Genomic DNA, 11,654 nt, shown 5'->3' on the forward strand with positions numbered 1-11,654 from the left:
ATGAAATCAGTCAATCACGAAGAGTATAACGATAAATACGACGTTAAAGCCTACTTTAAATACTTGAAGCTAATATTCGATACATCAGGTCCTGAAGGGTTACGCCAATTACTCGACATCCCCTATATTCCTGAAATTGTCTGATAACAGAGACTCAACAGGGCTGAATATGATAAGTGATGTTATGGCTAACTGGGAGTACACCTTCTAATCTCTATACACCTTAATTACTGACTAGACAGCCCTGAGAATCTCATGCACCAATTTGACCGAGTTGCGTGTAACCCACGGAATTCTATCTCAACATTTTGGTTTATTGCTAAACTACTTCAGGGCTTGCCTCATTAGGGGATGTATCATTGCTACTGTCATATTCATTAAGCAACACATCGTCCCCTGCTATGTTTAATACTTGAATGCACGCCTGCTCAAGCTCAGGTGTGGAGGCCCCATGTATCTTAGTGACTATGTTTTTAGCAAACTTTGCAGCCAGCGCATCATTCCCTGTATTTAACGCCTTAGTGCGTGCGTAGATAGCGCTGCACAGCTCAGAAAGGTAGTTGACAAACTTTGTCTCTAATTTATTTTCTATCTCTGTTTCCAGTTGCTTTACATCATTTGTTAAGCTGTCCTTAGCTACCTGTATTGCATCTAATTCCTGCTGCCCCTGTATCTTTTGTCTATCAATATTTAACTGAACATTTTCTAACTCTTGATGCTGCTCTACTATCTGGTTTTGAATGTGGGCAAGCCGCTTCTCTTTAAGCTCTATGCTACGTGTAGCATAGTTGTAAGGTCGCTCCGATTTTGTTTTTTTTGCATCACGATTCAAAATTTTACGTTCTTCGGATTTGCGTTCAGACTCCGGCGCTATCTCTGCATTTAATCCTTTGTCATTTAATAGATTGTCGTTAACAAAATCAAAAAACATACGCTGAAATCGTTCCCCATGAATAGCGCTCTGCTCCAACGTCAAAATGCAATTTTCCGGCAGTAGCTCTTCTTCAGCCTCCCCTTCGCTGTCAGCACCAGCCGCCTCTTCATCCTCTATATTTGTTTTAGCACTAACCTCGCCTGTGGCCTCAGCTACAGCTGCTAAGCGTTTATTTTTCTCGCGTTGATATTGATTCACCACTTCAACCTGGGTTTTGAGTAAGTCCCAGTTGCCAAAAACAGTTTCTTGTCCAGATAAAAAATAGTGGCAGTGAGCCCCCGTCAATTCTTTTTTCTCCCGTTCGTCAGTGTGAACGACCAACGCATGAATAGGATAGTTTGGGAAATGGTGAGTTAAAAATGCTTTGGTAAAGTCGATAAAGTCCTGTGGGCTAACGATATCACTACCAACCTGCCAACGGTGTGGAATCTTCAGGATCCCTTCCTGCACATAAGTAGCATTTTTATTGGGCCTGGAGTCAATGAGCTTGTTGTGTGCCTTGATAAATGTCTTTATCATCTCTATTCGCTGCTTATGTCGATTCATGACCATCATTTCTAATGCAGCAAGTTTGCTCTCCTTGATATGTACATCATCTGAAATCCCGATAAGATCCCATAACAAATCTGCGGCATCATCATGGCCATGTATACGCTCGACTTTTATCGCATTTTGAATTTTTGCTTTGTACTGCCGTCGCTTCGTTTTAACTCGTGACATGTTGGTGATTTGTTTTGGGGGTACAATCGTATCGAATACAACTTGTTTTTGCTCAGACGTATAGTCATCGAGCGGTCGACATTTGTTCTGGAACCAAAGTAAATTTCCTCCAGATAATGACTCATCCCATTCAGGCCCTGACTTCTTTTCTGTAAGAATACGAAGCGAGTGGATTAGTGTTTTACGAATTCTTGCCCGGTGCTTCCCTGTCGTATTCAGATTCATTTGTCGATATAAAAAGCGGATTATTTTCATGCCACACCTCTTTGCGAGGTGTGGGCCAAAAACGGGGTTAAGGGCTCCCCCTTGCCAGCAGCTATCGTTTCATCTTTTGCGTAGCCAAAAGTGTGACGATAGCTTAGCTGGTTAATACCACGGCCCACTTTCACAGCGTGGCCACAATCAAAGCATGCTCCTGCCAATATCAAAATACATTTTAAGGCCCATATCGAATCAAACATGAGTCAGGCCTCCCCTACGCTGAACTTTGAATGCACCAGGCAGACCTTCACGAAGCGGCCCCATGTTTAAAGCGGAAAATGGACCTTTTGGTTGAAGCTGACTCCAGGTTGATGCGACGATAGTCGGTACCGACTTGCTATCAAACGGCTGCTTGACTGACGGTTCAGCAAAAACAGACCCCATAGCATCACTATATTTTGCGGCATTATCTGGTGCGTCACTTTGAAGCCAGCGAGCGTAATGCTTATCGACCATGTTCGTCGAGTTATGACCAAGTTGTCTCGCAATCCACTCTTTACTAATTCCAGCAGTTAAACACTGACTAGCAAACGTGTGGCGTAATTGATTTGGACCTCTGTGCTGTACTGAAGCCTTGACTAAAAAAGGAGTGAAGAATGTTTTTGAATACTGCTTAGAGTCGATGAATGGCTTATTGCTCTGAGAATTGATAAACAAATGTTGAACACGTCGTTTTTCAATTGTCTTGTTATCATTCTGAAGCACCCGAATAACACGGGGCCTAAGCGAACCAGTGACTTCATAGTGTTTCTTTAATAGCGCGAATGCGTGCTGATTCATCTCAACAGTTCTGATTGAACTAGTAGTCTTAGGGACTTTGTATTTGCCCAAGACTTTTGCCGTATGAACTTTGATTTCTCTCGATTCAAAATCAATACAATCCCAAGTTAGAGCTATGAGTTCACTAATTCGTAACCCTGTTAGCACGCCTAGAAACAGCAGTGCTTTACCACTTTCACATTGGGCAGGTGTAGCATGAAGCTTTAAAAGCTCTTCACGTCCCAATGGTTTTGGCTCAGCGGTATGTATTTTAAGGTTTTCAACCCCAGTCATCGGGTTACGACCCAAAACACAATCACTTAATGCACAAGAAAAAATAGCTCTGAGAATTGTAAAATGTTCGTTTATGGTTTTATTGCTAAAACGTCGATGAACTTTAATTTTCCACCGTTTTATATCTGATTGGCTTATTGACCTAATTTGTTTTTTGCCAAAAAAACTAACTAAATTTTTAACTTTCGAGCACTCACTCACATAGGTTGAATGTGCTTTATCAAACTTGCTCTCTGCTAAATACTGCTTTGCGTAATCGTTAAACTTTTCCATCATGTTGACCATAGGGGCAAGTGCCACCTGTAATATTTGTCAACAGCGTACATAGTACAAAAAGCAAAAACCATACTAAAACACGAATAAAATCAACGATATACCAATTTCACCGCACAAAAAAGCCAAGTTACATTGTTAATTTAGTTAAAATAATTCTGTATAATCAATATCGTATGAAATGATATCTACGTATTTTTTTAATAGAGAAATTTTGTATTTTTTTCCATATCTACCGAAAGTTATGTTCTGGTTTTTGTGCCCAACCAGCTCTGCAACAATGTTTTCGTCAACCTCATGCTGTTTCAGCTCATCTACAAACGTGTGCCTGAAACTGTAAGGTGTCGGCCTAGCACCCGGCTTCATTCCAATTCGATTCTGCATTCGCCCGAAATATTGACAATATTGGCGACTCCAATCCTCATTTTGATTACTTGGAATATAGTTAAACAGCTGCACTCGTTGGGCCTGGCTAGCTTCCTTAACAAGCTCAATAAAGCCATGCTTTAACAGAAAATGATGAATAGGCAGAATACGAAGAGATGAGGCATTTTTCACTCTCCGCTTCTCGCCCCCATTATTAATCTTGATACAATAAAGTCCTTCTTGTTTAATAACGTCTGCGGTACGTAATTGGCAAGCCTCAGACGGTCGCAGCCCTTGAAACATCATCAGCAATGTGGCCCACTTGAAGTCGTTTTCAGCCTTTTGAAACTCTTCATGACTAAATAAGGCCTGTAAATCTCTTTTCTGCCAGCGCGTTCGCGCTGAATTAGGCTCAACCAGGGAGTGCTGCTTAAGTGTGATCAATGCGAATGGATTAGCGTCAGTGAACTGCATTAGGCAACACCATTTAAAGAGCTGTGACGACGCAGCAAGATAATCCTTATTGGTTTTGTGGCTTCTTCCCTCGTCGAGTAACAAATCTCTATAGCCAAGCGCACAAGCGCTCGTGACCTCATTGGTGAAATCAGGTTTAATGGCATCAATAAAATGACTAATACGCTGATAAAGCTGCTGTACTGTTAAAGTGCGCACCCCTTCCTTGCTTTTAGAGCTAATGAACATCTCTAAAGCAAGCTTAAGAGGAACTTGTTCGCATTGTTTAACCGCTAAGTTCGGTCCCCTTACCTCGATTTTACCCTTTGTGGCAAAACGCAGTGGAACGCCTTCAGCAGAGACGTCACTGAAACTAAGTCGAACTGCATCAATTTGTTTATTTAGTGAGGATTTGAATTCACCTGAAACAGTTTCTGTCGTAATTGAATCCATTGCTTGATTAACAGCCAAAATAACCCGTAAATTTCGTTTTTTGGCGATGGCTCTAGTTTTCGTTAACAAGGAAATTTTTACATCAAAGGGAAAACCCATATCTCTCAAAGACTTTGGGTAGCAAATACGTGTGTAATAGGTGCAATTTGGAGCGCGGAATAAGTGCATTGTCTCAGTCAATCCTGTAGGACTGTTCCGAAATGCTTCAGATACAAAAAAAGCCGTTGATAATCAACGGCTTTTCTCGATTTTAATATGGCGGAGAGATAGGGATTTGAACCCTAGATGGGCTACAAACCCATGCCGGTTTTCAAGACCGGTGCATTCGACCACTCTGCCATCTCTCCGAACGAGACGAATATTATAAGTATCCCAGTTTGATGTAAACCATTATTTCTGTTTAAAGCTTCAAGCGACCAGCTTCTATCCAGATTGATTAATTATTGACGTAAAACATGAGAAATACCTGTGGTATAAACCACTAAAAAAGCAAATAGGATATAGGCTAGGATCAAGATGTGCTAACATCTGTATATTGTTAATCTGTTTATTATTAAGTAGCACTTGCTATATGAATTCAAACGTCATCCCAGTTTCAGCATTGTCACCCCATCATAAAATTCCAACTCTCTCTGAAATTAAACATAATGAACAAGGTTTATTATTAGGTCAGGAAAGAGTCATCGATGCATTTGAGCTACTGACAAGAACATCAAATCAGCATATGTACCTTGCTGATTTGCCGGGGATAGACAGGTGTGAATTCATCAAATCACTCACACTTAACTTGGGTGCTCAAGAAGACCAATATTTGCATAAAGCAATAAACAACAAGCAGTTAACCTTTGATTGGAAAAACGACGACTCAGCCGCTCTAGGGGATATTTTCTCAACCAAAAATCAATCCTATCAATACCTTTCCGGTAACATTAAACGCGCAGATCTCATCGGGAGACTCGCTCAAAGCAATATAGAAGCGGGTAATAATAAGACTCAATATATTCCCGGGGCGCTCGCACAATGTCACTATCTATTTATCTGCGCCGAATCACTCTGGAAACGTGAAGGATTATGGGATCTCCTTTTAGAAATACTGACCCATAGACAGTACCATGTACATTCCACTCTCCCAGCTCTGCCTCTTAACTGTAAAATAGTACTTGTCGGCTCCAGTACACAATTCAGTGTCTGCTGGGTTGAAGAGGCACTGTTTTCATTACATTTCCCGTTACTCGGAGAGATGGTTAACGAACTCGATCTAGGCAAACATTCTGAAGCCGATTATGTATGCTGGTTATTAGCCGTTGCTGCCGGTGTAGGTGCCACCCTGTCTCAATCCGCCCTTGTTCAACTATTCTCATACAGTGCCCGATTAGCCGACCATCAGCAAAGGCTGTCACTACTCTCGTCGCAAATTGGACACCTGTTAGCTCAGGCTAAAGCTTATTCCGGGCAAGAGGAGCTCACCGGTGAATCCATTATTCATGCGTTGAAAAAACATCAGAGCAGGCATAATGCATCTGAAATGTTATCGGCTCAAAATTTTGACGATAAATTTATTAACTTACCCACAGATAAGTTTATGGTCGGTCAAATAAACGGCCTCACTGTACTGGAGACCGTCGAGTACAGTTATGGTGAGCCGGCAAGGATCACAGCTTCTGTCCATTATGGTGATGGTGAGGTTGCCGATATCGAAAGAAAATCTGAGCTAGGTGGCAATATTCATGCGAAGGGTATGATGATCCTCTCCTCTTGTCTCTACAGGATCTTCGGTAAAGATGCACCTCTGCACTTGAATGCAAACATCGTCTTTGAGCAATCATATCAAGAGATCGATGGTGACAGTGCTTCGCTTGCCGAGTATTGCTGCCTGATTTCAGCTATTACTGAAAAACCCATCGATCAAGGTATTGCTGTAACCGGAGCACTCGATCAATTTGGAAGTGTGCAAGCCATCGGTGGCGTTAATGAGAAAATTGAGGGCTTCTTTAATCTATGTTCACGTCGTGGCTTAACCGGTACCCAAGGTGTCATCATCCCAAAATCGAATACTCAACAACTTAACCTTAGCCCACAGTTGATAGAAGCCATTACATCGGGTGAGTTTCACCTGTATGGAATTGAACATATTGATGAAGCAGTTGAACAACTAATGAATATCAGCGCGGGTATTGCAGATAAAGATAATAACTTCCCGGAAGATTCTCTATATGGATTAGTTCAGGGCCGTCTCGCCGGATTAGCGGGTTATCAGGATGAAGAGAAAAGTTTTTTTGCGAAGTTAGTCGAAAAATTCAGCTTTTCCAGCTGATCGGAGTTGTTTAGCTTACACGTGTTCGCTAATCTTGAGCTCTAAAAATTGCTAAAGTGAAGTATATCGATGAGTAAAGCAAACAGTTTCAATAAAAAAGACCTAATAGCCTGCGGCCATGGTCAGTTATTCGGTAAAAACTCTCCACGTCTGCCTATAGACAACATGTTGATGATGGATAGGATCACCAAAATTAATGCAGATGGCGGTGAATTCGGTAAGGGCGAAATTGTAGCAGAGCTTGATATTAACCCTGACCTATGGTTTTTCGGCTGTCACTTTTCAGGCGATCCTGTAATGCCTGGTTGTCTGGGTTTAGATGCATTATGGCAGCTAGTCGGTTTCTTCCTGGGCTGGGAAGGTGCTGAAGGCAAAGGACGCGCATTGGGCGTGGGTGAGGTTAAGTTTACAGGCCAGGTACTACCTGATGCTAAAAAAGTGACCTATAAGCTGACGATTAAACGTAAAGTATACCGAAAGTTGGTAATGGGTATTGCCGATGCGACGATGGAAGTTGACGGACGTGAGATCTACAGTGCAAAAGATCTAAAAGTGGGTATATTCACCGATACATCTTCATTCTAAGCACTTTTGTTCGTCCATAAAAATGCCCTCTTAACTCACTTATATATATATGATGAGGCCGGAGGGCAAAAATGCTGCGTTATTTATTGAATAAGCCAGTTAGCCGGCCATCTACTCCTTCACGCCAACCCCCTAACCATTGTGACTTCGAGTCAAGTGTCGAATAAGGACAATTCTCCTTTGAGCGGCCGCCAACTCCAGCCTGAAATCCTTTCGAAAAAGCTCTATCTAAACGATCTCTTTTTTGTCTCTTCATGCAAGCATCCTCTGTTCTACATACAAAGAAGCAATAGCTTCACTTAATATAAATAGAGTTTTTTGAACTCAAAATCAATCAAAATTTAACCATTTTTACCGGTTATTATTTAAGCTATTGAGTTTTTTGAACAAAAAAAATCGAGGCATTTGCCTCGACTTTTTAAGATTTATGATCTACTTAAATCTGCGACGCAGCCAAAGCAGTGGTAGGGCGAACAACCACGCAAAACTGGCAGCCCCTTTACGCTTATAATCCTCTGGGTCGCCGTTATCATCGACACAGTTATTTGCGTTGACGAATGCTTCATCTGCTTCTCCACCATTAGGCTGCAGAACTACCATGCGAGGCAGGTAAGAAGTTAACGGATCGCCATAGCCATTGACATCAAATACAGGCAAACCATTCTCACCGATAACGAGGTTGCCATCGTCGTCAAATTTATACAGTGGCTTACGAATAAAGGCCGTGCCGACAATAGTACCCTCTTCATTGATGCTGTTAGCTTCAACGACCTTAATGTCACTGCTATAGGTCAGTGTCACTCCGGTGCCGTCTTGAACTTCTATCTTATTACGCACCCAGTCACCGTCAGAGTTTTTAACAAACCCTTTCGATTCACAGGTCAGCAACTTATTTAAGTTGCTGAACTCGCTGGTAGACTTGTCAAACAGGAAACCCTCTTTCGGACGCGGCTTCTCTTTATCATGAGTCGTCTCGATAAATCCGACGACCTGACCTTTATTGTTGATGTCTTTAGCTTTACTGCTTAGATCTGAAGTTGTGTTATAAAAGTCGTTAGGTGTGACGATTTCACTATCTGGATTATTGGTATCGAAATAGAAAAACTTATCTCTGATATAACCTTCAAGATACTGCTGATAACTACCAACCAGTATGCCACTGTCATTGATGTCATAGGCGATAGAACTGAATCTATCGTCAATCATCGGGATCCAGTGATACTCATAGTTGCCGTCACCGTTCTTAGTCCAGTAGGCAGAATCATATGCGAGTTTGTCTGTATCATCGTTGCGATAGACGTGCGAGCGCCCAGCAATCACACCTTCGCCATTCACACCCAGTCCCTGCGCAGTAAACACTGTATCGGATGTTGAAGACAGACCTAATGGTAGCTCTTTACGCTCTGTCACGGTGCCATCGGCACCCAACTGCCACACATAGGCACGTACTTGATACTGAATGCTGCTATAACCATTGGTATCGGGATATTGCTCATCCTGAATACACACATCTATCGGGTATGTATCACCGGAGATACAGCTGTCTAACTTCTCTTTTGCCGTTTTAGAAAGCTCGGAGCCTGCATAACCTGTGATAAGGCTTGTTGCATTAATGGCCGTAGCCACCGAATAGCCACCAACATTAACCGTGTCACTGTCTTTTACGTATTCAGTTAATGGTGGTAATAGTTGTATCTCGCTACCACTGGCAGTTTTAGCAAACCCACGCTCTTCAAACTCCCGGTAATACCAGTAATCTTGATCGGCGGTCTCCCCAGTATATTCAACTTTCTGCTCCGGGGATGTCATGGAGCCAATTTTTACTCCGGCGTCATTCATGTCGTAGTAATTAACATCGACAGAGTTGATTGACTCAGGAACATCAGGATCGGTATCTTTTGGCGGCGTAGTGCCATTCACGCTATCAAACGTGGGTATCCAGGCACCCGATGCACCATTCTCATCAGCGGTGAAAGTGAAGTTGTTTGCTTTAATCGGCTCATCGATCGAATAGGTGATCTTCTCAGCATCGGCTATACCATCTTCGATATCGATTACGCCATCATCATCTTCATCAGAAGTATCGAGTTTTTTCTTACCCTTTGAAACACCGACAGACTTGTTATCGGCATTGACAGCCATACCATATCCGTTACGGGTGCTTTCCAGCGTGCCGTTAAGATCGAAATCTTCGATATTTTTAATTTCATAGACAGGCGCGGCATGAGCGCCCTGAAGAACACCAATTACGCCTACGGCAACTAATGAAAGGGTTTTATCCAGTTTAAACTTCATTAACGCTATTCCCATTATTATTTTTAGTCTTACTTGAGCGACTCAAGTTCTTCCCATCGCTCAAAGCAAACTTCCAACTCCTGCTCTTTATTAGCTAGCAGCTCGAGTTGAAGGCTAATTTTCTCTTGTTCCTGAGCATAAAACTCTGGCGCACTAATCTTTTCCTGTAAAGCTTCAACTTCTTGCTCTAACTGCTCCATAGTGGCTGGCAGCGCTTCGAGCTCACGCTGTAACTTATACGACAGCTTCTTTTCAGCTTTAGCTACTGGGGTTTTAACCTCTTTTACCTCAACCTCGACAGGTTGGACACTCTTTGTCTCTTGAGGTTCCGCAGAATAAAACTTTGCTCCTTGAGAGACGGCATCTTGATAACCACCAACATACTCGGCCCAGCCACCGTTACCTGTGAACCACCAACTACTGGTCACAGTATTATCGATAAAGGCTCGATCATGACTGACGATAAGTAAGGTGCCAGGATATTCAGTCAGTAGTGACTCTAACAACTCTAAGGTTTCGATATCAAGGTCGTTCGTCGGCTCATCGAGAATAATTAAATTGGCAGGTCTTAACAGTAGACGCGCTAACAGTAATCTGTTCTTTTCACCGCCTGAGAGTGCTTTAACCGGTGTCCTTGCTCTCATTGGTGAAAATAGGAAATCCTGCAGATAGCTCAGAATGTGACGGTCTTGACCATTAATAGTGATGGTCTTCTTACCTTCCCCGACATTTTCTTCCACTGTCTTTTCTGGATCGAGTGCTTCACGGTACTGATCGAAATAGGCAATTTCGAGTTTGGTACCAACTTTGACACTACCCGACTGAGCTTCTAACTGGCCAATCAGTAGTTTCACTAATGTAGATTTACCACAGCCATTAGGCCCAATCAGCGCTATTCGGTCACCACGCATGACTGAGGTCGTGAAATTCTTGACCAGATTCTTATCTGGAAGATTGTAGTTTAGGTTTTCAATATCGAATACTAACTTACCAGAGCGATCGGTATCCGCAACAGCCATCTTAGCGCCACCTTGGCGATTAAGTCGTGCCATACGCTCTACTCGCAGTGCTTTAAGGGCGCGTACCCGCCCTTCATTACGTGTTCGACGAGCTTTAACACCTTGTCTTATCCAAGATTCTTCTTCAGCCAACTTCTTATCGAAATGAGCATTTTGCTCGGCTTCAACTCTTAACCACTCAGCTTTACCATCCAGATAAGTCTGATAGTTCCCAGGCCAAGAGGTCACCACGCCACGATCCAGATCGACAATTCGAGTCGCCATACGTTGAATGAAGCCTCGGTCATGACTCACAAACACGATAGCACCTTTATAACTTAACAAAAATTGTTCAAGCCACTCGATCGTATCGATATCCAGATGGTTTGTCGGCTCATCCAGCAACAGTAGATCGGGATCACTGACCAGTGAACGTGCTAACGCCACTTTGCGCTGCCATCCACCAGAAAGCTCATTCAAGGCACCATCAGGATCTAAACCAAGCAGAGCACAATTTTGGTTGATACGATTATCTAACTGCCAGCCATTCAGGTGATCGATATCTTCTTGCAAGCGTTCCATCTGCTTAAGCATTCGATCCATCTGCTCTGGCGTTGCCGTGGCAACGTCATGTGAAAGCTGATGATATCGTTCTAGTTTCTCACCGACTTCCTGAAGTCCCGCTGAAATGTATGAATAAACTGATCCCTTCTCGGCTTTAGGGGGATCTTGCTGTAGACGACTCACTTTAACATCGGTTGCAATATTAAATTCGCCATCATCGAGAAGCACATCACCACTGAGTACTTTCATCAGACTCGACTTGCCCGCACCGTTACGACCAACGATACACACTCGCTCGCCGGGTTCGATAGTAAAATCGGCTTTTTGCAATAATGGTGTGTAGCCATAGGCTAATGAACCACTATTAATACGAACTAGACTCAAC

General features: G+C 42.8%; 9 protein-coding genes and 1 tRNA gene. 3 read left to right on the forward strand and 7 right to left on the reverse strand.

Annotated elements, in window-relative coordinates:
* The gene (locus tag SSED_RS24855) at positions 1-144 is read left to right on the forward strand and encodes a hypothetical protein (RefSeq protein WP_190273157.1); all 144 of its coding nucleotides are present in this window, start codon (positions 1-3) and stop codon (positions 142-144) included.
* Between the two features lie 175 nt (positions 145-319).
* Here SSED_RS24855 and SSED_RS12925 read toward each other — a convergent pair whose 3' ends face one another.
* The 4 genes from SSED_RS12925 to SSED_RS12945 all read right to left on the reverse strand — a co-directional run bounded on the left by SSED_RS12925 (position 320) and on the right by SSED_RS12945 (position 4,860).
* The gene (locus SSED_RS12925) at positions 320-1,909 is read right to left on the reverse strand and encodes a hypothetical protein (protein WP_012142806.1); all 1,590 of its coding nucleotides are present in this window, start codon (positions 1,907-1,909) and stop codon (positions 320-322) included.
* A 198-nt stretch (positions 1,910-2,107) separates the two neighbouring features.
* The gene (locus SSED_RS12935) at positions 2,108-3,241 is read right to left on the reverse strand and encodes a tyrosine-type recombinase/integrase (RefSeq protein WP_190273158.1); all 1,134 of its coding nucleotides are present in this window, start codon (positions 3,239-3,241) and stop codon (positions 2,108-2,110) included.
* A gap of 147 nt (positions 3,242-3,388) precedes the next feature.
* Positions 3,389-4,612: a site-specific integrase gene (locus SSED_RS12940; protein WP_049772114.1), complete on the reverse strand. Its 1,224-nt coding sequence runs from the start codon at positions 4,610-4,612 to the stop codon at positions 3,389-3,391.
* Between the two features lie 157 nt (positions 4,613-4,769).
* A tRNA-Ser gene (locus SSED_RS12945) sits at positions 4,770-4,860 on the reverse strand.
* A gap of 224 nt (positions 4,861-5,084) precedes the next feature.
* Between SSED_RS12945 and SSED_RS12950 the strand changes: the two genes are divergently transcribed.
* Positions 5,085-6,827 (forward strand): S16 family serine protease, encoded by a 1,743-nt coding sequence (locus SSED_RS12950; protein ID WP_012142809.1) that lies wholly within the window; start codon positions 5,085-5,087, stop codon positions 6,825-6,827.
* Between the two features lie 69 nt (positions 6,828-6,896).
* Positions 6,897-7,412 (forward strand): bifunctional 3-hydroxydecanoyl-ACP dehydratase/trans-2-decenoyl-ACP isomerase, encoded by a 516-nt coding sequence (gene fabA / locus SSED_RS12955; protein WP_012142810.1) that lies wholly within the window; start codon positions 6,897-6,899, stop codon positions 7,410-7,412.
* A 79-nt stretch (positions 7,413-7,491) separates the two neighbouring features.
* Here fabA and rmf read toward each other — a convergent pair whose 3' ends face one another.
* From rmf to SSED_RS12965, 3 genes are all read right to left on the reverse strand, one after another.
* Positions 7,492-7,668 (reverse strand): ribosome modulation factor, encoded by a 177-nt coding sequence (gene rmf, locus SSED_RS24065; protein WP_012142811.1) that lies wholly within the window; start codon positions 7,666-7,668, stop codon positions 7,492-7,494.
* A gap of 176 nt (positions 7,669-7,844) precedes the next feature.
* Complete coding sequence (locus SSED_RS12960) at positions 7,845-9,707, reverse strand: DUF3466 family protein (protein WP_012142812.1); 1,863 nt, start codon at positions 9,705-9,707, stop codon at positions 7,845-7,847.
* A gap of 29 nt (positions 9,708-9,736) precedes the next feature.
* The gene (locus tag SSED_RS12965) at positions 9,737-11,653 is read right to left on the reverse strand and encodes an ABC transporter ATP-binding protein (RefSeq protein WP_012142813.1); all 1,917 of its coding nucleotides are present in this window, start codon (positions 11,651-11,653) and stop codon (positions 9,737-9,739) included.
* Between the last annotated feature and the right edge of the window lies 1 nt (position 11,654).

The organism is Shewanella sediminis HAW-EB3 (assembly GCF_000018025.1).
Classification (GTDB): domain Bacteria; phylum Pseudomonadota; class Gammaproteobacteria; order Enterobacterales; family Shewanellaceae; genus Shewanella; species Shewanella sediminis.

What these genes read in the sequence shown, in the direction of transcription:
- rmf (WP_012142811.1), bottom strand. Translation starts at nt 7,668, where the DNA reads ATGAAGAGACAAAAAAGAGATCGTTTAGATAGAGCTTTTTCGAAAGGA.
- fabA (WP_012142810.1), top strand. Translation starts at nt 6,897, where the DNA reads ATGAGTAAAGCAAACAGTTTCAATAAAAAAGACCTAATAGCCTGCGGC.
- SSED_RS12960 (WP_012142812.1), bottom strand. Translation starts at nt 9,707, where the DNA reads ATGAAGTTTAAACTGGATAAAACCCTTTCATTAGTTGCCGTAGGCGTA.
- SSED_RS12950 (WP_012142809.1), top strand. Translation starts at nt 5,085, where the DNA reads ATGAATTCAAACGTCATCCCAGTTTCAGCATTGTCACCCCATCATAAA.
- SSED_RS12935 (WP_190273158.1), bottom strand. Translation starts at nt 3,241, where the DNA reads ATGGAAAAGTTTAACGATTACGCAAAGCAGTATTTAGCAGAGAGCAAG.
- SSED_RS12925 (WP_012142806.1), bottom strand. Translation starts at nt 1,909, where the DNA reads ATGAAAATAATCCGCTTTTTATATCGACAAATGAATCTGAATACGACA.
- SSED_RS24855 (WP_190273157.1), top strand. Translation starts at nt 1, where the DNA reads ATGAAATCAGTCAATCACGAAGAGTATAACGATAAATACGACGTTAAA.
- SSED_RS12940 (WP_049772114.1), bottom strand. Translation starts at nt 4,612, where the DNA reads ATGGGTTTTCCCTTTGATGTAAAAATTTCCTTGTTAACGAAAACTAGA.